We start from the raw sequence: 22,312 nt of genomic DNA, 5'->3' as shown, positions 1-22,312 counted from the left end.
GCCGGAGCGGCTTGCAGCGGGGCCGCGGCCGTGGCCATGATGGCCTCGCGCGGTTTTCCGCCGATGCCGAGGACACGCCATGCAGACGCCGCTGATCGGTCGCTCGTTCTCCCTCATCGAAAAGGTCGGCCTGCTGGCCATCCTGGCGGCGACGCTGTTCGCCGGCTTCAGCGAGGTCCGGCAGATGGTCGTGGCCGGCCACGCCGGCGTCAGTGATCTGCTGCTGCTGTTCATGTACCTCGAGCTGATCTCGATGGTCGAGGTGTACTGGAGCGCCGGCAAGCTGCCGGTACGCATGCCGCTGTACATCGCGATGGTGGCCCTGGCGCGTCACATGCTGGTCGACCAGCAGCTGCCGGCGCTGGACCTGCTGGGCACCGCGGTGGCGATCCTGTTGCTGGCGGTGGCCGTGGTGGTGGTGCGCTACGGCCACCTCAAGCTGCCGTATCGCGACGCGATCGACTCGCGCCACCTGAGCTGACCGCGCCGGGCGCGCGGCTTGTCGTTGCCCCCGGTCGGCGGCATGCTCGCCGTTCCCTGAACGACATGAGGAGACGCGCCGGTGGCCTGGGTGGATCTGCGCAGTGACACGGTGACGCAACCGACCGCGGCGATGCGCGCGGCGATGGCGGCCGCCCCCGTCGGCGACGACGTCTATGGCGAGGACCCGACGGTCAACGCCCTGCAGGCGCGGCTGGCCGCCGACCTCGGCTTCGAGGCCGGCCTGTTCGTGCCCACCGGCACCCAGTCCAACCTGGTCGGCCTGATGGCGCACTGCGAGCGCGGCGACGAGTACATCGTCGGCGCCGATGCGCACACCTATCGCTGGGAGGGCGGCGGCGCCGCGGTGCTCGGTTCGATCCAGCCGCAGCCGATTCCGCAGGAGGCCGACGGCACGCTGCCACTGGACAAGGTGGCCGCCGCGATCAAGCCGGTCGACCCGCACTTCCCGCGCACGAAGATCCTCGCGCTGGAGAACACCTGGTGGGGCCGCGCGCTGCCGCTGGACTACCTTGCCGCCGCCCGCGTGCTCACCCGCGAGCGCGGCCTCGCGCTGCACCTGGATGGCGCGCGGCTGTTCAACGCGGCGGTCGCCTGCGGCGTGCCGGCGCGGGAGATCGCGAAACACTTCGACAGCGTGTCGGTGTGCCTGTCCAAGGGGCTCGGCGCGCCGGTGGGCTCGGTACTGGTCGGCTCGGCCACGTTGATCGACAAGGCGCGGCGCTGGCGCAAGGTCGCCGGCGGCGGCTGGCGCCAGGCCGGCCTGCTGGCCGCGGCCTGCCAACACGCGCTGGATCATCACGTGGAGCGCCTGGCCGACGACCATGCCCGCGCCGCGCGACTGGCCGAGGGGCTGGCGGCGATCCCGAACGTCAAACTGCTCGGCCACCACACCAACATGGTCTACGTCGACGTGCCGGTGGAGCGGCTGCGCGATCTGGACGTCCATCTGCGCGAGCGCGAGATCCGCATCGGCATCGGCTACACGCCCACGCTGCGGCTGGTGACCCACCTGGACGTGGACGACGAGGGCGTGGCGCGCACGGTGGAGGCGTTCGAGGCGTTCTTCGCCGCATAGGCTTCTGGACGGATGCGACGCAGCGGCTACTCTGGCCGGTGAGTTTTCATGGAAGAGGAATTCCCGATGCGACACCTGCGCACGCTTTGGCTCGGTGGAGCGGTGATGCTGGCCGCGTGCCAGCCGTCGAACGATGCGGCCGACGGGCGCCAGCAGGCGAGCCTGCCGCCGCCCGCGGACGCATCCGCCCACGTGATCGTGGCGCCACCTTCCACCACCACGACAGTCGCTCCTGTCACCGGTTCGCTGCCCGTGCCACCGCCGATCCGTGCGGCGACCACGGACGGAGCGGTCAAGCCGTTCGACTTTGCCGGGGCCTCCGGCGGCGTCGGCCCGGCGGTCTGTCGTTTCGAGGGGCTCCATCTGCCGCCGGGTACCAAGGTCTACGCCGCCGGTGGCTATGGCGGGGCGGCGCAGTCGTTCCAGATCGACCAGAGCGGGCACCAGGCCACCCGCATGGACGTGGCGGTGCACCAGCCGTCGGCACCGGTGGTGCTGATGCTCGGCAGCTACGAACCGACCGTGTGGAACGTGGGCTGGTCACCCGGCACGCGCATCCTCGCGGTGCTGGTCAGCGGCTACCACCGGCAGGTGATCAACGGCCTGCCATCCAGCGTGCCGCGCATCGTCAGCAGCCACGACAACCGCGGGGCCTGTCCGTCGTTCTCGCTGTCGGGCGATCGCCTCAACTCGCTCAACGCGGCCGCCCGGCAAGTCTTCGGACGCAACGTCGACATGGTATTCCCGGCGCGCAGCGGCAAAGCGCTGGTCAGCGAGAGCGGAGCCGAGGCGGGCAGCTGGGTGACCGACCGTGCGGCGCAGTCGACCGAGTCGTTCCGCCTTGCCGATACGCCGCTGGCCGGTGAAGCCGGCCTGGACGATGCGGTGCGCAAGGGCTATCTGCGGGAGGCGACCCCCGCCGATGCACGCGACTGGCAGAGGGCGGCCGCCGCGGCCCGCGGGCCGGGCGATGTGCCGCCGGTCTACGGCGGCACGAAGCCCCGGCCGATCGGGATGTACCACGCCTACGTCGTGCTGAAGCCATTCACCCTGCCGGCCGGCCTGTACGGCGCGCACAGCGCCACGTTTTTCGTGCCCAAGGGCGTGCCGCGCCCGAAGGGCACGCTGGGGCATTCCACCCTGTACGACTTCAACACGCTCAGCTGTGCCGGCGTGGCGTGCTGGCATTAGGCGAGCCGGTCGGCGGTCGAGCTGGCGGATGAGCTTGCGCGCCTGCGGTTGACCGTCTCGTGCCAGCTCCAGCCGATCAGAAGATCGACAGCCCGGTCAGGCTGGTGAAGCGCTCCAGCGCGAGGCTGCCGGCCAGCGAGTTGCCCTTGGCGTTGAGCGCGGGCGACCACACCGCGATCGCCAGCTTGCCGGGGATTACCGCCACGATGCCGCCGCCCACGCCGCTCTTGGCCGGCATGCCCACGTGGTAGGCGAAATCGCCGGCCGCATCGTAGGTGCCGCAGGTCAGCATCAGTGCGTTGATGCGCTTGGCCAGGTCCGGCGACAGCAGTGCCTTGCCCGACCACGGGCAGCGGCCCTGGTTGGCCAGGAACAGGAAGCCGCGGGCGAGATCCGTGCAGCTCATCGCCAGCGAGCACTGGTAGAAGTAGAAATCGAGTACCGCGTCGATCGGCTGGGCGAGGTTGTCGAAGCTGCGGATGAAGTTCGCCAGTGCCGCGTTGCGGTAGCCGTGCGCCTGTTCGGAGGCGGCCACTTCGGGGTCGTCGCGCAGGTCGGGGTTGGCAGCGCAGCCGCGCACCGTGGCCAGCAGGTCGGCCCGCGCGTCGGCGTGGCTGCCCAGCACCACGTCGGCCACCACCAGCGCGCCTGCGTTGATGAACGGGTTGCGTGGCACGCCGTGCTCCACTTCCAACTGCACCAGCGAGTTGAACGCGCTGCCGGACGGCTCGCGGCCGACCCGCTCCCACAGCCGCTCGCCGACCGACTGCAGGGCGAGGGTCAGCGTGTAGACCTTGGAGATGCTCTGGATCGAGAACGCCTCGTCGGCATCGCCGGTGCGGTACAGCTGGCCATCCAGCGTGACCACCGCCATGCCGAACTTGTCGCGCGGCACGCTGGCCAGGCGCGGGATGTAGTCGGCCACCTCGCCCTGCGCCAGTGCCGGGCGCAGCTCCTCGCGGATGACGTCGAGGATGCGCTGGTAATCCGGCGTGCTCATGCGCGTCGCGCCGTGCCGTGCGTGCGACGCGGCATCACGCCTTGCGCGGGTCGAACCGGCGGATGAAGTCGCGCACCTGCGGGTAGACCGTCTCGCGCCAGCGGCGGCCGCTGAAGATGCCGTAGTGGCCGGCGCCCTCGATCACCCGATGCGCCCGCGACTTCGCCGGGATGCCGCTGCACAGGTCGTGCGCGGCTTCGGTCTGGCCCAGGCCGGAGATGTCGTCCAGCTCGCCCTCGATGGTCAACAGCGCGGTGCGCTTGATCGCCGACGGATCGACCCGCTCGCCGGCCACGTCCCACACGCCGCGCGGCAGAAGGAACTGCTGGAACACCTTGGCGATGGTGTCGAGATAGAACTGCGCGGGCATGTCGAGCACCGCGTTGTATTCGTCGTAGAACTTGCGATGCGACTCGGCGTCGTCGAGGTCGCCGCGCACCAGGTCCTGGTAGAAATCCCAGTGCGAGTTGAGGTGGCGGCTGGGGTTCATCGCGATGAAGCCGGCGTGCTGCAGGAAGCCCGGATACACCTCGCGCCCGGCCCCCGGGTAGTTCGTAGGCACGGTGTGGATCACGTTGCCCTTGAACCAGGACAGCGGCTGGCGCGTGGCCAGGTTGTTGACGCTGGTGGGGCTGCGCCGGGGATCGATCGGACCGCCCATCATGGTCATCGAGCGCGGGGTGGTCTCGCCGCGCGAGGCCATCAGCGAGATCGCCGCCAGCACCGGCACGGTCGGCTGGCACACCGAGATCACGTGCAGCGATTCGGCGCCGATGTGGCGGATGAACTCCTGCACGTAGGCGACGTAGTCGTCCAGCCCGAACGTGCCCTGGTCCACCGGCACCATCCGCGCGTCGACCCAGTCGGTGATGTAGACCTTGTGGTCGCGCAGCAGCGTGCGCACGGTGTCGCGCAGCAGGGTGGAGTGATGCCCCGACAGCGGCGCCACCACCAGTACCACCGGGTCGTTCTTCATCTTTTCGATGGTCGCCGGGTCGTCGCTGAAGCGCTTGAACCGCTTGAGCTGGCAGAACGGCTTGTCCAGCGCCACGCGCTCGACGATGGCGATCTCGTGGTCGTGCGCGATCGCCTGGTGGATGCCGAATTCCGGCTTCTCGTAATCCTTGCCGATGCGGTGCATCAACTCGAAGCCGGCCGCCCAGCGCTCGATGCCCGGCCACTGCGCGAGCGGGCTGGAGGGATCGTTGAGCATCTTGGCGTTGGCGTCGGCGAAGTGGCTGAGCGGGCCCAGAAAGGCGCGCTGCCACTCGTGGATCTGGTAAAGCATGGGCAGGACCGTCGAACTCTAAAGTCCTGATCTTAGTTCCTTTCAAGCTGAATTGTGTTGCGGTGCCGCAAGAACTTGCACGGGCGGCCGGCACACAGGCTCAGCCGACGCGGCGTACCTCGGTGCCGGCGATGAGGTCGTGCAGGGCGCGGCGGCGCGGATCGACCAGGGCGACGGCGAACCAGACCGCCCAGATCGCGAGCATCGCCAGCGCGGCATCCCGCAGGCCGATCGCCGGCGACAGCCCCAGCGCCAGCAGCGGCAGCGCGGCGACGGCCAGGCGCAGCAGCAGGTGCGCCGTCGGCACCGTGGCGCCGACGGCGGACACCACGCGCAAGCGCCACGGACGCATGCCCACGGTCTGACCGCCGCGCCGCCAGGACGCCACGAAGTAGCCGCCCACGCAGGCCGCCTCGAAGAACGGGAACCACCATGCCGCCAGGTGCTGGTGCTCATCCAGCAGATGGCCGCCGGTCAGGGCCAGGCCGAGCATGTTCGCCACCAGCATGATCGCCACCACGATCAGCAGGTCGTAGACCAGCGCGATGAGGCGCAACCAGAGCGGAGCAGGCAGGGAATCGGCGGTGTCGGTCATCGGCAGCTTGCGTGATGTGCGCGCCACGTCGAGCATGGCGTGCATGAGAGAACAGGAATCGCCCCCCAGTATCGCCGAAGCCGACCAGCGCAGCATCGCCGCCTTCCTCGAGGGGGTGTGGTCGGAGGATGGCCTGTCCGACCGCACGCTGGACGCCTATCGGCGCGACCTGGAAGGCCTGGCGCGCTGGCTGGCCACGCGCGGGCGCAGCCTGCGCAATGCCCGGCGCGAGGACCTGTCCGCCTACCACGGTGCGCAGCCGGTGGCGGTGCGCTCGCTGGCGCGGCGGCAATCGGCGTTCCGCCGTTTCTATGGTCATCTCGCCCGGCACGAGCCCGGCTTCGAGGATCCGACCCGGCTGATCGAGCGGCCGAAGATGCCGCGCAGCCTGCCCAAGGCGCTGGCCGAGCGGGAGATCGAGGCGCTGCTGGAGGCGCCGGATACCGGGACCACCCTCGGCCTGCGCGACAAGGCGATGCTGGAGCTGATGTACGCCTGCGGCCTGCGCGTGTCCGAACTGGTGGAGTTGCCGTTGAGCGGACTCAACCCGCGCCAGGGGGTGTTGCGCGTTACTGGCAAGGGCGGCAAGGACCGGCTGGTGCCGGTCGGCGAGGTGGCGCTGGAGCGCATCGAGGCCTACCTGCGCGAGGCGCGGCCGGTGCTCGCTCGCGGCCGCCAGCCGGCGGCGCTGTTTCTCAGCCGCCGTGGCGAGGGCATGACCCGCCAGATGTTCTGGACCCTGGTCAAGCGCTATGCCGTGCGGGTCGGCATCACGCCCAAGCGCATCTCGCCGCACGTGCTCAGGCACTCCTTCGCCACTCATCTGCTCAACCACGGAGCCGACCTGCGCGCATTGCAGATGCTGCTCGGCCACAGTGCGCTGAGCACCACGCAGATCTACACCCTGGTGGCAAAGGAAGGGCTCAAGCGCCTGCACGCGCAGCACCACCCGCGAGGGTGAAGAGGCGTCGTCGCCGCATGACGCGGTCGCCGGAACGGTTCAGGCGGCTGTGCGAGAATCCGGGCTCTTTTCGGCGGCGCCCCGGGCCGTCGCATGCATGACGAGGTTGGCGCGATGTGGAAACAGCTGGTCCTGGCCCTGGGCTTGGGCGCGATGTCGGTGGCGGTCGCGGCGGCCGACGGCGGACGTGGCACCGGCGTGTCGCCGCAGGCGGAGCGCGCGGTCCGCGCAGCGATCGCCAGTTTCGGGCCGGGCGTGAAGATCGAGCGCATCGCGCCGGCGGAGGTCCCCGGCTTCTACCGCGTGATCGCCGCCGGCCAGATGGTCTACGTCAGCGACGATGGCAAATACATGCTCAACGGCGACCTGGTGCAGGTCGACGGCCACAAGAGCCTGGGTGATGCGGCCTGGGCCAGCTTCCGCAAGGCCCAGCTGGCCTCGGTGCCGGCGTCGCAGCGGATCGTCTTCGCGCCGCCGCATCCGAAAACCACGCTGACCGTGTTCACCGACGTCAACTGCGGCTTCTGCCGCCAGCTGCACGAGCACATCGGGGACTTCATGAAAGCCGGCATCGCGGTCGAATACCTGGCCTGGCCGCGCGAGGGGGTCGCCACCACCGCGGGTCGGCCCACGCCGACCTATACCGAGATGGTCTCGGTCTGGTGCGCCGCCGACCGCAAGCAGGCGTTCGCCGAGGCCAAGGAAGGGCACGAGCCCAAGCCAGCCACCTGCAACAACCCGGTCAAGGCCCAGTACGAGCTCGGCCAGCGGATCGGCGTCAGCGGCACGCCTGCGATCTTCACCCCGGACGGCCGCGAGCTGGGTGGTTACGTGACCGCCCAGCAGGTGCTGGACGACCTGGCCCGGCACCCCGGTTCCGGCAGCTGACCCGGGACGCCCCGGGGGGCAGGGCGATGCGGTGGTGCAGCATCGGGTAGAATGGCGGTTTTCCCGTACAGCGCCATTCCCCCTCGCATGATCGCTTTCGACGGGCAAAACGCCCTTTCGCCGTTCCGCCTCGACCGCCTCAACGCCCGCCTCGATGTGCTGCATCGCGGTGCCCGTGTGCAGGCATCCTGGTTCGTCTACTTCCTCGACGCCGACCACCTGCCTGAAGGCGAGCAGCGCAAGCGCCTGCTCGAGGTGCTCGAGGCGAAGGACGCCGAGCCGGAGGAAGCCACGCTGTGGGTGGTGCCGCGGCTGGGCACCATCTCGCCGTGGTCGAGCAAGGCCACCGACATCCTGCATGGCGCCGGCTTCGACGTGCGCCGCGTCGAACGCGGCATGGCGTGGCTGGCGGTCGGCCTGCCCGAGGCCGGTGCGCCGGACCACGAAGCAGTGATGGGCGTGCTGCACGACGCGATGACGCAGTCGGTGCTGACCGACCTTTCCCGGGCGCAGGGTCTGTTCCTCGCCGGTACCCCGGGCGACCTGGTGCACATCACGCTGGGCGGCGATCCGCTGGCGGCGCTGGCCGAAGCCAATGCGCGGCTCGGCCTGGCGCTGGCCGAGGACGAGATCGAGTACCTGGCCGCCCGCTACGGCGACCTGGGCCGCGACCCGACCGACGCCGAGCTGTTCATGTTCGCCCAGGCCAATTCGGAGCACTGCCGCCACAAGGTGTTCAACGCCAGCTGGACGGTCGACGGCGAAGCGCAGGACAAGAGCCTGTTCGCCATGATCAAGAACACCCACCAGCACTCGCCCGCGCACACGCTGTCGGCCTACAAGGACAACGCGGCGGTGATCCAGGGCAATGAAGGCAAGCGCTTCTTCACCGACGACGACGGCATCTGGCGTGCGCACGACGAGCGCATCGACTACGCGATCAAGGTCGAGACGCACAACCATCCCACCGCGATCGCGCCGTGGCCGGGCGCCGCCACCGGTGCCGGAGGCGAGATCCGCGACGAGGGCGCGACCGGCCGCGGAGCCAAGCCCAAGGCCGGCCTGACCGGTTTCTCGGTATCCGACCTGCGCATCCCCGGCCACTGGCAGCCGTGGGAGGTGGAGCGTCCGCTGCCGCCGCGCATGGCCACCGCGTTCGAGATCATGCGCGACGGCCCGCTCGGCGCCGCCGCGTTCAACAACGAATTCGGCCGCCCCTGCCTGGGCGGCTACTTCCGCACCTACGAGAACGAGCTGCCCGGTCAGGTCGGCTTCCGCCGCGGCTACGACAAGCCGATCATGATCGCCGGCGGCCTGGCCAACATCCGCGCCGACCACGTGCAGAAGCGCGAACTCAAGCCCGGTCACAAGGTGATCGTGCTGGGCGGCCCGGCGATGCTGATCGGTCTGGGCGGTGGCGCCGCCTCGTCGGTGGCCTCGGGCACCTCCAGCGCGGAGCTGGACTTCGCCTCGGTGCAGCGCGACAACGCCGAGATGGAACGTCGCTGCCAGCAGGTGATCGATGCCTGCTGGTCGCGCGGCGACAAGAACCCGATCGTCAGCATCCACGATGTCGGCGCCGGCGGCCTGTCCAACGCGATCCCCGAGCTGCTCAACGACGCCGGTGTCGGTGGCGAGATCGATCTGTCGACGGTGCCCTGCGACGACCCCTCGCTGTCGCCGATGCAGGTGTGGAGCAACGAGTCGCAGGAGCGCTACGTGCTCGGCATCGCCGCCGAGGACCTGCCCGAGTTCGAGGCCTACTGTGCCCGCGAGCGCTGCCCGTACGCGGTGGTCGGCACGGCCACCGAAGAGCGCCTGCTGAAGGTGATCGACCCGCGTCGCGACCTCACCGTGATCGACCTGCCGATGGACGTGCTGTTCGGCAAGCCGCCGCGCATGCATCGCGACGCCACGCGCATCAAGGCGCGCATCGACCTGGTGCCGGACCTGTCCGGCGTGGGCATGGACGAGGCGGTGCTGCGCGTGCTGCGCCTGCCGACGGTGGGTTCGAAGAACTTCCTCATCACCATCGGCGACCGCACCGTCGGCGGCCTCAACCATCGCGATCCGATGGTCGGTCCGTGGCAGGTGCCGGTGGCCGACTGCGCGGTGACCATCGCCGACTTCGACGGCTACGCCGGCGAGGCGATGGCGATGGCCGAGCGCGCCCCGGTGGCGCTGCTCAACAGCGCCGACGCGGCGCGGCTGGCGGTGGGCGAGGCGATCACCAACCTGGCTGCCGCGGCGATCGATTCGCTGGGCGAAGTGCGCCTGTCGGCCAACTGGATGGCCGCGGTGAACACGCCGGGCGAGGATGCCGCGCTGTTCGACGCGGTCAAGGCAGTGGGCATGGAGCTGTGCCCGACGCTGGATATCTCGATTCCGGTCGGCAAGGACTCGCTGTCGATGCAGACGGTCTGGATGGACGGCGAGCAGCGCCAGTCCACCGTGTCGCCGGTGTCGCTGGTGATCACCGGCTTCGCCCGCGTCAGCGACGTGCGCCGTACGCTCACGCCGCAGATCAAGCTCGACCGCGGTCCGTCCGACCTGTGGCTGGTCGACCTCGGCGGAGGCCGTGACCGCCTCGGCGGTTCGGCGCTGACCCAGGTGTTCAACCGCGCCGGCGGCGTGCCGCCGGACCTGGAGGACGCCAAGCGCCTGAAGGGCCTGTTCGACCTGGTGCAGGAGGCCAACCGCGCCGGGCTGCTGCTCGCCTACCACGACCGTTCCGATGGCGGCGTCATCGTGACCCTGCTGGAGATGGCCTTTGCCGGTCACTGCGGTCTGGAGATCCATCTGGACGGCTGGGCCGAGGCGACCCTGCGCGCGCTGTTCAACGAGGAACTCGGTGCCGTGCTGCAGGTGGCCGACGCCAACCGCGAGGCGTTCGAGGCGCTGCTGGTCAAGCACGGGCTGGCCGGGCTGAGCCATCGCATCGGCCGGCCGAAGGAAAAGCTCGGCATCAAGCTGTTCCTCGGCAACGAAGCCGCCTTCAAGTGGCAGTGGTCCACGCTGTACAAGGCGTGGAACGAGACCAGCCACGCGATGCAGCGGCTGCGCGACAACCCGCTCAGCGCCGATGCCGAGCTGGAGTGGCGGCTGGACGACACCGACCCGGGCATCACGCCGAAGCTCACCTTCGACATCGCCAAGGACGTCGCCGCGTCGTACCTGGAAAGCGGCGCGCCGCGCCCGCGCGTGGCGATCCTGCGCGAGCAGGGCGTCAATGGTCAGGTGGAGATGGCCGCCGCGTTCACCCGCGCCGGCTTCGACGCGGTGGACGTGCACATGTCCGACCTGGCCTCGGGCCGGATGAAGCTGGCCGATTTCCGCGGCTTCGCCGCCTGCGGCGGCTTCTCCTACGGCGACGTGCTGGGCGCCGGCCGTGGCTGGGCCACGTCGATCCTCTACAACGCCGATCTGCGCGCGCAGTTCGAGGCGTTCTTCGCCGATCCGTCGAAGTTCGCCCTCGGCGTGTGCAACGGCTGCCAGATGCTCAGCCAGCTGAAGGACATCATCCCCGGTGCGCAGCACTGGCCGAAGTTCCTGCGCAACGCCTCCGAGCAGTACGAGGCGCGCGTGGCGACGCTGGAGATCCTCGATTCGCCCAGCCTGTTCTTCAAGGGCATGACCGGCTCGCGCATCCCGGTGGCGGTGGCGCACGGCGAAGGCCGCGTGCATTTCCCCAATGTCTGCAGCCCGTCCAAGGCGCAGGCGGCGGTGCGCTTCGTCGACAACCGCGGCAAGCCGACCGAGAACTACCCGTTGAACCCGAACGGCTCGCCGGGCGGCCTGGCCGGCTTCACCGCGGCCGAGGGCCGGGTGACCATCCTGATGCCGCATCCCGAGCGGGTGTTCCGCAGCGCCCAGCTGAGCTGGTGCCCGGACAGCTGGGGCGAGGACTCGCCGTGGATGCGCATGTTCCGCAACGCGCGGGCATGGTGCGGCTGAGCGGCAGCGGATCCTCCCGCGCCGCCGCGATCCGCGGCGGCTGAGCCATGCGCGGCCTCGCCCTGCGCCGCACCTGGCCATTCGCGCTCTGGCTGATCGCGCTGGCGCTGGTGCCGTGGTGGCTGGGGCTGCCGCTGCTGCTCGGCATCGCTGCGGCACTGCTGGTGCAGGTGGAGCGCCTGCATGCCTGGCAGGGACGTCTGCGGCTGTCGCTGCGCTGGGGCTTGCCCGGCGTATCGTTCGCGCTGGGTCATGGCTTCGCCGAGGCGGCGCTCGGCTGGACCGTGGCCGCGGTGGCCGCGCTGGCAGGATTCACCCTGCTGGCCGGGCTCGAGGCCTGGCTGGACCGCCATCGCCGTGCGGAACGGGAGGCCGCCGGGACTCCGTCTGCCGGAGACGAATGGCCGGAGCGCGTGTTGGCGCCGGCGCCGGTGGGCAGCGGCATCATCGAGCTGGCGCCGCCGAGCTGGCATGCCTGCTCGGCAGGATTGCCGGCGTCCCCTGCGGGCCAGCCTGGCGGCCAGTTGCACTACGTGCGGGAGGCGGGTTTTGCCGGCTTCCGTTTCGATGACGGCAGCGACGTCGAGGCACCGCCCGGACGTTGCGCGATCGATCCCGGCGGCGGCTGGCTGGCAGTGGAGATACCACCGGGCGTCCTGCTCTGGGATCGTCGGGGCGGGCGCGTGCACCGGCTGCGCCGGCGCAGCCTGTGCGGCTGGTATGCGGGCCGTCCCTGGCTGCAGTCGGGCCCGGGCGAGATGCCGGTGCCGCTGGACGAGGCGCTGCGGCGCGAGCCGGCCGACTGAGCCGTTTTCCAATCGCCGCCACGCGCGCATACTTGTGCAGGTGAGCACCCCTTCTTCCCCTCCTGCGCATGCCGCGGGCGTGCCCGACGTGAGTGTCATCGTGGTCTCGGCCGACAGTGGCCCGGGGCTGCACGAGTGCGTGCGGCGCGCGCTGGCCTGTCCCGGCGTGCGCGAAGTGCTGCTGATCGACAACGGCTCGCGCGATGGCATGCCCGAGGCCATCGCCCGCGCACACGAGCAGGACCTGCGGCTCACCCTCATCTACAACCACGCCAACCTCGGCTTTGGACCGGCAGTGAACCGAGCGGCGAAACGTGCGAGCGGGCAGCGGCTGCTGATACTCAATCCGGACTGCCTGCTCGAGCCGGACACGGTGCCGCGGCTGGTCGCCGCCTTCGACGCACAGTCGCGCACCGGCCTGGTCGGTGCGGTGGTCTGCGATGCCGCGGGCCATCCCGATCCCGCCTCGTACCGGCGCGACCCGCTGCTCGAACGCTCGCTCAACACGATGTTCGACCGCCCCGGCGAGGGCGTGAACATCGACGGACCGATCCCCGACCATGCGGTCGAGGCGGAGGCCGTCTCCGGTGCGTTGATGCTGGTCTCGCGCCGCGTGTTCGAGTACCTGGGCGGCTTCGACGAAGGCTACTTCCTGCATTGCGAGGACCTGGACCTGTGCCGCCGCGTGCGGGACGCCGGCTACCGCGTGATGCTCGCCGGAGACGTGCGCGTGCTGCACGGCAAGGGCGGCTCCAGCCGTCACCGGCCGGTGTTCGTCAGCCGTCACAAGCATCGCGGCATGTGGCGCTGGTTCCGCAAGTTCGATCCGGCGGCACGCAAGCCGCACGTGGCCGCACTGGTCTGGCTCAGCATCTGGGTGCATTTCGCGCTGCAGGTGCCCGGGCAGCTGCTGCGTCGTCGGCGCAGCTCCACCATGGCCCCCGCATGAGCACCTCCCCTGCGCGCACCGGCGCGCTCGCCACCCTGGCGCTGGTCGTGGTCACTGCGGTGTGGGGTTCCACCTTTTTTCTCATCAAGGATGTCGTGCAGCGCGTGGCAGTGGCCGATTTCCTGGCCGTGCGCTTCGTGATCGCCGCGCTGGCCATGGCGCTGATGTTCGCCCGTCCGCTGATGCGCCTGCCCCGGCGGCAGTGGCTGCAGGCGCTGGCGCTGGGCGTGGTGTATGGCGTGGCACAGCTGCTGCAGACCACCGGGCAGATCTACGCGTCGGCCAGCGTCAGCGGCTTCGTCACCGGCATGTACGTGGTGTTCACCCCGCTGCTCGGCACCGTGCTGCTGCGCCAGCGTCTGCCATCGGTCACCTGGATCGCGGTGCTGCTGGCTACCGGAGGGCTGGCACTGCTGTCGCTGCAGGGCTTCAGCGTGAACCGCGGCGTGGTACTGGTGCTGCTCTCGGCGGCGTTGTACGGCCTGCACATCGTCGGGCTGGGGCAGTGGTCGCGGCCGGGCGATGCGTTCGCGCTGTCCACCGTGCAGATGCTGGCGATCGCCGTGGTCTGCCTGCTGGCCACGTTGCCGCATGGGCCGAAGCTGCCGCCGGACCGCGGCGTGTGGTTCGCGCTGATCTACATGGCACTGGCCGCCGGTGCCGGCGCGATGCTGGTGCAGACCTGGGCGCAGGCGCACATGCCGGCCACCCGCGCGGCGATCGTGATGACACTGGAGCCGGTGTTCGCCGCCGGCTTCGCGGTGGCTTTCGGCGGTGAGTCGCTGAGCTGGCGCATGCTCGGCGGCGGCGCGCTGGTGCTGGCGGCGATGTACCTGGTGGAGCTGGCGCCGCGACGCAGCGCGCGCAGGGCCGAGGCGATGCCGGCCGAGGCGATCCACCACGAGGTGTGACGGACAGCCGGGTAGGAGCCCGCTCGCGGGCGATGCCCCTGCTCCTGATCCGCATCGAAGCAAAAGGCAAAAGCATCGCCCGCGAGCGGGCTCCTACGCGGCCGCCTGCAGTACGCCCAGCACGGCGTCTTCGGCCACGCCGCTGACGATCTCCGCCCGGCCGATGCCGCGCCACAGGATCAACCGCAGCGTGCCTGCGGTGTTCTTCTTGTCCAGCCGCATCAGTGCGAGCAGCTGTTGCGGATCCATGCCTTCGGGGATGTCGGTGGGCAGGCCCAGCATGTCGAGCAGGCGCTGCAGGCGCAGGGTATCGTCCAGCGTGGCCATGCCGAGCTGCTGCGAGAGCTGCGCGGCCAGCACCATGCCGACCGCCACCGCCTCGCCGTGCAGCAGGGCGGTGTAGCGGCCGGCGGTCTCCAGCGCATGGCCGAAGGTGTGGCCGAGGTTGAGCAGGGCGCGCTCGCCCTGTTCGGTCTCGTCGCGGGCGACCACGCCGGCCTTGTAGGCGACCTTGCGCGCGATCGCCTCGCTCACCGTCGCCGGATCGCGCGCGGCCAGCGCACCGGCGTGCGCCTCCAGCCAGGCGAAGAAATCCGCATCGCCGATCGCCGCGCCCTTGACCACCTCGGCCAGGCCGGCGCGATATTCGCGCGCGGGCAGGGTAGCCAGGGTGTCGATGTCGGCGAACACGCCGCGCGGCTGGTGGAACGCGCCGACCAGGTTCTTGCCGGCCGGGAGGTTCACGCCGGTCTTGCCGCCGACCGAGGAGTCGACCATCGCCAGCAGCGTGGTCGGCAGCTGGATGAAGTCGATGCCGCGCATCCAGCAGGCCGCGGTGAAACCGGCCAGGTCGCCGACCACGCCGCCGCCCAGCGCGATGATGCAGGCGTCGCGGGTGGCGCCGAGCTTGGCCAGCGCGGCCAGCGCGCGGCCGACGTTGTCGAAGGTCTTGTGGGCCTCGCCGTCCTCGATGAGGAAGCGATCCCAGGTCAGACCCTCCAGCCCCTTCGCCACCGTGTCCAGGTACAGCGGCGCCACCGTGGTGTTGCTGATCACCAGCACGTGTCGACCGCGGATCGCGGCGCGCCAGGCGGCGCTGTCGGCGAGCAGGCCCGGACCGATGCGCACCGCGTAGCTGCGGTGGCCGAGGGCGACGTCGATGGAGCGGAGGGCAGGGGTGTTCATGCGGCTCGGGTACGGTTCCAGTGGGTGTCGATCAGGGCGATGGCGCGCTGGGTGGCCGCGTGCACGCTCTCGTGCTCGTCCGGCAGCACCAGGTCGGCCAGTTCGCGGTACAGCGGTTCGCGTGCCTCGCGCATCGCGGCGAGCTTCGCGCGGCGATCCTCCCCCGCCAGCAGTGGCCGCTTGGTGTCGCGGGCGAGCCGCTCGAGCTGCTGCTCGATGCCGGCCTGCAGCCACAGCACGTAGCCGCGCGCGGCCAGGCGCTGGCGATTGACCGGATCGAGCACGGCGCCGGCACCGGTGGCCAGTACGATGCCCTGCGGCTGCGTGCAGTGGTCGAGCATGTCGCTCTCGCGGCGGCGGAAGCCGGCCTCGCCTTCCAGCTCGAACACCGTACCCACCGGCACGCCGCAATGCCGCTCGATCTCCTGGTCGAGGTCGACGAAGGCGAGCTGGTAATGTTCGGCGAGGCGTCGGCCGATCGAGGTCTTGCCGGCTCCGGTCGGTCCGACGATGAACAGGTTGCACGACGGATTCATGCGCGCATGCTAGCAGGGCCGATCCGGCGTCAGAGGGGAATTCCAGGGCCATGAGCGAGCGTGTGTTGCTGTCCGGCTGCGGCGACCTGGGCATGCGTGTGGCCCGAAGCCTGCAGGCCCGCGGCGACACGGTTTTCGCGCTGCGCCGGCATCCGCCGCAAGGCGTGGCCGAGGGCATCGCCTGGCTGGCCGGCGACCTGTCGCGCGACGACGGTTTGCCAGCGCTGCCACCCGGCATCACGCAGCTGGTGCATCTGCCGACACCGGGCGCGCGCACGGAGGCGGCGTATCGCGCGGTGTTCGTCGACGGCCTGCGCCGGGTGATGGCGGCGCTGGATCCGTCGGCGCTGCGCCGCGTGCTGTTCGTCTCCTCCAGCGCCGTCCACGGCGACCACGACGGTGACTGGGTGGACGAGGACACGCCCGCCGACCCGCCGGGATTCAACGGCGCGGTGCTGCTCGAGGCCGAGCGCTGGCTGGCCGCGCAACCGGTGCGATCGATCGCGCTGCGGCTGGCCGGCCTGTACGGCCCCGGGCGCCTGCAACTGCTCGAGCGCGTGCGCACCGGGCAGGCCCGCGTGCCGAGGCGACAGCCGCACTGGGCCAACCGCATCCACGTCGAGGATGCAGCCGGGGCCATCGCCCATCTGCTCGCCGTACCCGATCCGCACCCGGTGTACCTTGGCGCCGACGACACGCCGCTGCCGCTGGACGTGCTGTACGACCATCTCGCCACGCTGGTCGGGGCGCCGGTACCGGCGGACGGCCCGGCACCGGCCGGCATCGGCAGCAAGCGCCTCTCCAATGCGCGCCTGCGCGCCAGCGGCTGGGCGCCGCGCTGGCCGGATGCCCGTTCCGGCTACACGGCATTGTGGGACGATGCCCAACCGCAGTCTTGAACCGGCTGTCTTCGCGCAGCCACCTACCTCAAGGAGCCTGTCATGCCGACCCCGGTTTCCCGCCACATGGTCAGCACCACCAACGACGTTCCCGGCTATCGCGTGGTGCGTCCGCTCGGCATCGTGCGCGGCATCACCGTGCGCTCACGCAGCATCGTCGGCAACGTCGGCGCAGCGCTGCAGACCCTGGTCGGTGGCAACATCACGCTGTACACCGAGCTGTGCGAGAAGGCCCGCGTCGAGGCGTTCGAGCTGATGCTCGACCATGCCGCGGCACTGGGCGCGAACGCCGTGATCGGCATGCGCTACGACGCCAATGAAGTGGCGCAGGGCGTCACCGAGGTGCTGGCCTATGGCACCGCCGTGCAGGTTGAACCAGGCGGTTGAGAGCGGGGGCGGGCGTCAGTTGTGATTGAGTCCGATCACGTGGCGCTCGGTGTCGTATTCGACCCAGCTGTCGGCGAGGTTCGGCAGGGTGGCCAGCGCGTGGCGGCTGAGCCGCTCGAAGTGCGCCAGGAAACGCTGCATAGCTTCGCCGTCCATCGCCAGCGGGGCATGGCGGGCGATCAGCCGCTGCTCCTGCTCGCTGCGCCAGCGGCGCACCACATCCCAGTTCGGCGCCTGCAGCACGATCAGCGCATCGAGCTTGCGCCACAGCGGCTGGTAGCCGCGCAGCTGCTTGTTGACCCAGCGACGCCAGGCGCCGTCGGGATCCTCGGTGCGTTCCAGTCCGTTCACCGGTGCGGCCAGCGCGGCGACGGTCTGCGGACGGATACCCAGCGCCCAGCCTTCCAGGATCACCAGCTTCGGCGGCCGGGTGACCTTCGGCCAGCGTGACGGAGGCAGTCGCGTGTCGCGACCCTTGTCGAAGCGCGGGTAGGGCACCGGCAGTTTGTCCGACGCCTTGGGCAGGCCGGCAAGCACCGACATCAGCAGCTCGATCTCGTGCGTGCCCGGCACGCCGCGGGTGCGCAGCAGCGGGTGGATCTCGCGCGCCATCAGCTCGCGGTCCGAACGCGAATAGTAGAAGTCGTCCAGCGACAGCACTTCGGTGGGGATGCCGCGCGATTCGGCCTGCGTCCGGATGACGCGGGCCAGCGTGCTCTTGCCGCTGCCCTGCAGGCCGGACAGGCCCATCAGGTAGGTGCGCCGCGCCCGGGCGATGCGACCGGCGTAGTGGTCGAGCAGAAGCACGGCCAGCGCCTGATTCTGCGTGCTAGGATCGTTGTTCATCCGCGCCATGATGACGCGCCCCGGCCACGATTCAAGACCTATGCTCAATCGCGAGATTCTGGACACCTTCACGCAGCTGCTGGAGGAGGCCAAGGCCAGCGGCGACCGCGAGCCCACAGCCATGAACCTGGCCACCGTGGATGCGGCCGGGCGGGTGAGTTCCCGCGTGGTGCTGCTGAAGGATGTGGAGGAGCGCGGTTTCCGCTTCTTCACCAACTACGACAGCGACAAGGGCAGCCAGATCGAGGCGCATCCGCAGGTGGCGCTCAACTTCCACTGGAAGGGGGTGCGCGAGGGCGTGCAGGTTCGGATCGAGGGTGCGGCGCGCAAGCTGATGCCGGAGGAATCCGACGCCTATTTCGCCACCCGGCCGCGCGGCAGCCAGGTCGGCGCCTGGGCCTCGCTGCAGTCGCAGACGTTGCCTGACCGCGAGACCTTCGAGCAGCGCGTGGCGCGCTACGAGCAGGAGTTCGAGGGGCGCGACGTGCCACGCCCGGCGCACTGGGGTGGCTACGTGGTCGAGCCGGACACGGTGGAGTTCTGGTACGGCGCGCAGTTCCGGTTGCACGAGCGCGTGCGCTGGAGCCGCCACGGCCAGACCTGGACCCATCGCCTGCTGTATCCCTGAGGAGGCCGCCGAGGTGCGTCGCCAGGCTGTCGATCACGTTGCGCAGGGCGGGTTCACCGTACACACGCGCGGTCGCGGTTTCAGCGAGATCACCGACGAGGTGGCCAACGCGATCGCCTCCAGCGGCGTGCAGACCGGGTTGGCCCACGTGTTCACCGCACACACCAGCTGCTCGCTGCTGATCGGCGAGAACGCCGACCCCACCGTGCGCGAGGACCTGGAGCGCTGGTTCGCCCGTGCCGTTCCCGATGGCGACCCGTTGTTCCGCCACGACGATGAGGGTCCGGACGACATGCCTGCCCACGTACGCTCCATCCTCACCGGCGTCAGCCTCACCGTACCGGTGCACGGCGGCCGGCTGGCGCTCGGCACGTGGCAGGGCCTGTACCTGTGGGAGCACCGTATCGATGCGCACCAGCGCAAGGTGCAGGTGACGGTGATCGGCGCCGGCTGAGCGCGCCGTTACCATGGGCGATTCCGTTCCAGTGATCGCCCACCATGACCGACGCCTTCCCGCAGCGCATCGTCTGCCTCACCGAAGAACCGACCGAGGTGCTCTACGCGCTGGGCGAGGAGCACCGCATCGTCGGCATCTCCGGGTTCACCGTGCGCCCGCCGCGCGCGCGCAGGGAAAAGCCCAAGGTGTCGGCGTTCACCAGCGCGAAGATCGGCGAGATCCTCGCGCTGGAGCCGGACCTGGCGATCGGCTTCTCCGATATCCAGGCCGACATCGCGCGCGAGCTGATCAAGGCGGGCGTGGAGGTGTGGATCTCCAACCATCGCAGTGTCGAGGGCATCGTCGCCTACATCCGCCGGCTCGGCGCGATGGTCGGTGCGCACGACAAGGCCGAGGCCTACGCGCAACGCGCCGAGGCGCACATCACCGCCGTGCGCGAGGCCGCCGACGCGCTGCCGCGCCGGCCCAGGGTGTATTTCGAGGAATGGGACGAGCCGCTGATCACCGGCATCCGCTGGGTCGCCGAGCTGATCAACATCGCCGGCGGCGACGACATTTTTCCCGAGCGGGCGCGCGAGCCGCTGGCCAAGCAGCGCATCCTCGCCGATGGTGCCCCGGTGATCGAGCGGGCACCGGACATCATCCTCGGCTCCTGGTGCGGCAAGCGCTTCCGGCCGGAGAAGGTTGCGGCCCGGCCCGGCTGGCAGGCCATTCCGGCAGTGCGCGACGGGCAGCTGTTCGAGGTGAAGTCGCGGATCATCCTGCAGCCGGGGCCGGCCGCGCTGTTCGATGGCCTCGACGCGCTGCACCGGATCATCGCGGCATGGGCAGCACGGTGACCTGAGTGAGGAACAAGGGCGTTGACTTGTAAATGAGAATGCTTATCATCTGAGTCGTAACCCCTTGTGGAGAAAGCCGCAATGAATCGACCCCTGCACATGACTCCGGACGAGGCGACGGCCCTGCCGGTCGGCAGCCTGAGCCTGCCGCTGGCCGCGCGAGAGGTTCCCAGCGTGAGCAGCGACACCCTGCTGCGAGGCGCCCGCGAGCTGGTGATCCGCCATCAGGGAGGCGAGTACCGCCTGCGCCTGACCCGCAACGACAAGCTGATCCTCACCAAGTGATTCCCGGGGCGCTGGCTGCTGTCGCCGCGCCCTTCTCCCCACCGGCCCACCGCCAGCACCGTCCCGCACGGTCAGCCAGGCCCCACCGCAATGGAGGCATGGTCATGCCGTTGCCGAGTGCGCGTTTCCTGGTCGCCGCAAACCCCGTCGAGACACCACCCAGCTGGCTCGCCCCCGATCCGCGGTGCTTCGCCCGCGACCTGGCCGCCCTGGGGCCGGTGTTCTGCGCCTGGGCCGGGCCGGCCGCCGACCTGTCCGCAGGAGCGCCGGACATTGCGTCGGGGAGCCCGGACGGGCTGGTGCTTGCGCATCCCGGGCTGCTCGCCCATGCCTGCGCGGTCACGATCGACGGACCGCGCGAATGGATCACCGTGCACGACCGCGCCGGCAAACCCCGCTGCCGCCTGTATCTGCTGCCAGATACCGACTATCTCGCCTGGGATGCCTTGCTGGCTCATGCCGACGCGACCGTGGCGCCCGCGGCGCGGCCGCGCTGGCGGGCCCACCGCGGGCGTCGTCTGCGCTTCGAGGTGGAGTCGATCGGGCCATGGTCGCTGGTGTGCACCAGCACGGCGCTGCCGGACTGCGTGCTGAGTTGGCGGACGGTGCGCGAGCTGGTACGCACCGAGGGCGTGGCGCTGGTCGCCTGATCGCCGTGTCCGGGGTCTTGTCCGGCTGTCCGTCCGGGTGTCCGCGGACACCGTCCGGCAACAGGCAGGGTTTCTGTATATCGTTGTTATCAAGGTGTTTTTAGGCGATATCCGGCGTTGGCACGGCCATTGCTGAAAGGTCTACGTGGCTGCACCTGTCCGCAGCCGTTGGGGACCGAGCGATGATCCGTGACACCTCCGCCCAAGACCGCCTGGTCGAGGTCAAATCCAACCGCAAGCGCCGGATGCTGCTGATCGGCGTGGGCGTCGCCGTGGTCGCCGTGCTGGCGCTGGCGTTGCCCGGGGTGATGCGGATGTTCTCCGCCGACGCCTCGGTCAGCGCCTCGCGCCTGGCTTTCGCCACGGTGACCCGCGGTCCGTTCGTGCGCGACATCGCCGCCGAGGGCAAGGTGGTGGCGGCGAACAGCCCCACGCTCTACGCGACCTCGGGTGGCGCGGTCACGCTGAAGGTGCACGCCGGCGACACCGTGAAGAAGGGCCAGGTACTGGCGACCATCGTCAGTCCCGAACTGACCAACAAGCTGGCGCAGGAACAGTCCAACGCCGATGCGATGGAAGTCGACTACAAGCGCGCCCAGATCGACGCGAAGAAGCAGCGCGCGGCGCTGCAACAGGCCTACGACAATGCGCAGATCGACGCCCAGGCCGCCAAGCGCACGGTCGATCGCAACGAGGCCGCCTACGCCAAGGGCGCCGTGTCCAAGACCGATGTCGACACCGCCCACGACACCCTGGAGAAGGCGCAGATCGCCGAGCGCCACGCCAAGGCCAACCTCGGCCTGGACAACGACAGCCTGAACTTCAACATCGAATCGAAGAAGCTCGCCTATGAGCGGCAGAAGCTGCTGGTGCAGGACCTGCAACGCCAGGTCGACGACCTCAACGTGAAGTCGCCGGTGGACGGCCAGGTCGGCCAGCTGTTCATCGCCGAGCGCGCCACCGTGGCCAAGGACGCCCAATTGCTCAGCGTGATCGACCTGACCGCGCTGCAGGTGGAGATGCAGGTGCCGGAGAGCTTTGCCCGCGACCTGGGCATCGGCATGCCCGGCGAAATCACCGGCAACGGCCAGACCTGGCACGGCAAGGTCAGCGCCATCTCGCCGGAAGTGGTCAATGGCGAGGTCGCCGCGCGGCTGGCCTTCGATGGCGCCACGCCCAAGCAGCTGCGCCAGAGCCAGCGTCTGTCGGTGCGCGTGCTGCTGGACAAGCGCGACAACGTGCTGACCGTGCAGCGCGGCTCGTTCGTCGACGAGTCCGGTGGCAACTATGCCTACGTGGTGCGCGACGGCATCGCCGTGAAGACGCCGATCCGCGTGGGCGCCAGCAGCATCGACAAGGTGGAGATCCTCGACGGCCTGAAGGAAGGCGACAAGATCGTGATCTCCGGTACCGACAGCTTCAAGGGCGCCCAGCGCGTCGCCATCAGCAGTTGAAGACGCGCGGGGAACGGGGGATGG

General features: G+C 70.0%; 23 protein-coding genes. 17 read left to right on the top strand and 6 right to left on the bottom strand.

Features of this window, described 5'->3' with window-relative positions; genetic code table 11:
* The first annotated feature begins 79 nt into the window (after positions 1-79).
* The 3 genes from C693_RS0120010 to C693_RS22305 all read left to right on the top strand — a co-directional run bounded on the left by C693_RS0120010 (position 80) and on the right by C693_RS22305 (position 2,770).
* Entirely contained in the window at positions 80-481 is a 402-nt protein-coding gene (locus tag C693_RS0120010) for a phosphate-starvation-inducible PsiE family protein (protein WP_017464063.1), read from the top strand.
* Between the two features lie 81 nt (positions 482-562).
* The gene (gene ltaE, locus C693_RS0120005) at positions 563-1,579 is read left to right on the top strand and encodes a low-specificity L-threonine aldolase (RefSeq protein ID WP_017464062.1); all 1,017 of its coding nucleotides are present in this window, start codon (positions 563-565) and stop codon (positions 1,577-1,579) included.
* Positions 1,580-1,627: 48 nt separating this feature from the next.
* A complete protein-coding gene (locus C693_RS22305) occupies positions 1,628-2,770 on the top strand; it encodes a hypothetical protein (RefSeq protein ID WP_017464061.1) in 1,143 nt (380 codons plus the stop codon).
* Between the two features lie 76 nt (positions 2,771-2,846).
* Here the strand turns inward: C693_RS22305 and C693_RS0119995 are convergent, their stop codons facing one another.
* The 3 genes from C693_RS0119995 to C693_RS0119985 form a co-directional block, all read right to left on the bottom strand.
* Positions 2,847-3,770: a glutaminase gene (locus tag C693_RS0119995; RefSeq protein WP_017464060.1), complete on the bottom strand. Its 924-nt coding sequence runs from the start codon at positions 3,768-3,770 to the stop codon at positions 2,847-2,849.
* A gap of 34 nt (positions 3,771-3,804) precedes the next feature.
* Positions 3,805-5,058 (bottom strand): polyhydroxyalkanoate depolymerase, encoded by a 1,254-nt coding sequence (locus C693_RS0119990; RefSeq protein ID WP_017464059.1) that lies wholly within the window; start codon positions 5,056-5,058, stop codon positions 3,805-3,807.
* A 100-nt stretch (positions 5,059-5,158) separates the two neighbouring features.
* Entirely contained in the window at positions 5,159-5,698 is a 540-nt protein-coding gene (locus tag C693_RS0119985; protein WP_017464058.1) for an RDD family protein, read from the bottom strand.
* Here C693_RS0119985 and xerD point away from each other — a divergent pair.
* From xerD to C693_RS0119955, 6 genes are all read left to right on the top strand, one after another.
* Positions 5,697-6,614 (top strand): site-specific tyrosine recombinase XerD, encoded by a 918-nt coding sequence (gene xerD, locus C693_RS0119980; protein WP_017464057.1) that lies wholly within the window; start codon positions 5,697-5,699, stop codon positions 6,612-6,614. The genes C693_RS0119985 and xerD overlap by 2 nt on opposite strands.
* 93 nt (positions 6,615-6,707) lie before the next feature.
* Complete coding sequence (locus C693_RS0119975; protein WP_241762712.1) at positions 6,708-7,502, top strand: DsbC family protein; 795 nt, start codon at positions 6,708-6,710, stop codon at positions 7,500-7,502.
* 87 nt (positions 7,503-7,589) lie between these two features.
* Positions 7,590-11,456, top strand: coding sequence for a phosphoribosylformylglycinamidine synthase (gene purL, locus C693_RS0119970; protein WP_017464055.1), 3,867 nt, complete (start codon positions 7,590-7,592; stop codon positions 11,454-11,456).
* A gap of 47 nt (positions 11,457-11,503) precedes the next feature.
* Positions 11,504-12,262 (top strand): hypothetical protein, encoded by a 759-nt coding sequence (locus tag C693_RS0119965; protein WP_017464054.1) that lies wholly within the window; start codon positions 11,504-11,506, stop codon positions 12,260-12,262.
* Positions 12,263-12,350: 88 nt separating this feature from the next.
* Positions 12,351-13,211 (top strand): glycosyltransferase family 2 protein, encoded by an 861-nt coding sequence (locus tag C693_RS0119960; RefSeq protein ID WP_017464053.1) that lies wholly within the window; start codon positions 12,351-12,353, stop codon positions 13,209-13,211.
* On the top strand, positions 13,208-14,122 hold the full coding sequence (locus C693_RS0119955) for a DMT family transporter (protein ID WP_017464052.1): 915 nt from the start codon (positions 13,208-13,210) through the stop codon (positions 14,120-14,122). The genes C693_RS0119960 and C693_RS0119955 overlap by 4 nt, the downstream gene beginning before the upstream one ends.
* Positions 14,123-14,215: 93 nt before the next feature.
* Here the strand turns inward: C693_RS0119955 and aroB are convergent, their stop codons facing one another.
* Together aroB and C693_RS0119945 are read right to left on the bottom strand one after the other, a co-directional pair.
* Positions 14,216-15,307, bottom strand: coding sequence for a 3-dehydroquinate synthase (aroB, locus tag C693_RS0119950; protein ID WP_017464051.1), 1,092 nt, complete (start codon positions 15,305-15,307; stop codon positions 14,216-14,218).
* On the bottom strand, positions 15,304-15,843 hold the full coding sequence (locus C693_RS0119945) for a shikimate kinase (RefSeq protein ID WP_017464050.1): 540 nt from the start codon (positions 15,841-15,843) through the stop codon (positions 15,304-15,306). Before C693_RS0119945 ends, aroB begins: the two co-directional genes overlap by 4 nt.
* Before the next feature lie 50 nt (positions 15,844-15,893).
* Between C693_RS0119945 and C693_RS0119940 the strand changes: the two genes are divergently transcribed.
* Positions 15,894-16,742, top strand: coding sequence for an NAD-dependent epimerase/dehydratase family protein (locus tag C693_RS0119940; RefSeq protein ID WP_017464049.1), 849 nt, complete (start codon positions 15,894-15,896; stop codon positions 16,740-16,742).
* Between the two features lie 42 nt (positions 16,743-16,784).
* Positions 16,785-17,129 carry a YbjQ family protein gene (locus C693_RS0119935; RefSeq protein WP_017464048.1) on the top strand — a complete coding sequence of 115 codons (345 nt, stop codon included), beginning with the start codon at positions 16,785-16,787 and terminating at the stop codon, positions 17,127-17,129.
* Positions 17,130-17,144: 15 nt separating this feature from the next.
* Here C693_RS0119935 and C693_RS0119930 read toward each other — a convergent pair whose 3' ends face one another.
* A complete protein-coding gene (locus tag C693_RS0119930; protein WP_017464047.1) occupies positions 17,145-17,975 on the bottom strand; it encodes a kinase in 831 nt (276 codons plus the stop codon).
* 40 nt (positions 17,976-18,015) lie between these two features.
* Here C693_RS0119930 and pdxH point away from each other — a divergent pair, with 40 nt between their 5' ends.
* The 6 genes from pdxH to C693_RS0119900 all read left to right on the top strand — a co-directional run bounded on the left by pdxH (position 18,016) and on the right by C693_RS0119900 (position 22,288).
* Positions 18,016-18,603, top strand: coding sequence for a pyridoxamine 5'-phosphate oxidase (gene pdxH, locus C693_RS0119925; protein ID WP_017464046.1), 588 nt, complete (start codon positions 18,016-18,018; stop codon positions 18,601-18,603).
* Between the two features lie 13 nt (positions 18,604-18,616).
* Complete coding sequence (locus tag C693_RS0119920; RefSeq protein ID WP_017464045.1) at positions 18,617-19,057, top strand: secondary thiamine-phosphate synthase enzyme YjbQ; 441 nt, start codon at positions 18,617-18,619, stop codon at positions 19,055-19,057.
* Positions 19,058-19,101: 44 nt separating this feature from the next.
* The gene (locus tag C693_RS0119915; RefSeq protein WP_017464044.1) at positions 19,102-19,899 is read left to right on the top strand and encodes an ABC transporter substrate-binding protein; all 798 of its coding nucleotides are present in this window, start codon (positions 19,102-19,104) and stop codon (positions 19,897-19,899) included.
* 81 nt (positions 19,900-19,980) lie between these two features.
* Positions 19,981-20,184 carry a hemin uptake protein HemP gene (gene hemP, locus C693_RS0119910; protein WP_017464043.1) on the top strand — a complete coding sequence of 68 codons (204 nt, stop codon included), beginning with the start codon at positions 19,981-19,983 and terminating at the stop codon, positions 20,182-20,184.
* A 104-nt stretch (positions 20,185-20,288) separates the two neighbouring features.
* Positions 20,289-20,834: a hypothetical protein gene (locus C693_RS22800; protein ID WP_017464042.1), complete on the top strand. Its 546-nt coding sequence runs from the start codon at positions 20,289-20,291 to the stop codon at positions 20,832-20,834.
* Between the two features lie 182 nt (positions 20,835-21,016).
* Positions 21,017-22,288: an efflux RND transporter periplasmic adaptor subunit gene (locus tag C693_RS0119900; RefSeq protein WP_017464041.1), complete on the top strand. Its 1,272-nt coding sequence runs from the start codon at positions 21,017-21,019 to the stop codon at positions 22,286-22,288.
* The last annotated feature ends 24 nt before the right edge of the window (positions 22,289-22,312 follow it).

It is taken from the genome of Dyella ginsengisoli LA-4 (assembly GCF_000334915.1).
In the GTDB taxonomy this organism is placed as follows: domain Bacteria; phylum Pseudomonadota; class Gammaproteobacteria; order Xanthomonadales; family Rhodanobacteraceae; genus Dyella_A; species Dyella_A ginsengisoli_A.
This window is presented reverse-complemented; position numbering and strand designations above follow the sequence as displayed.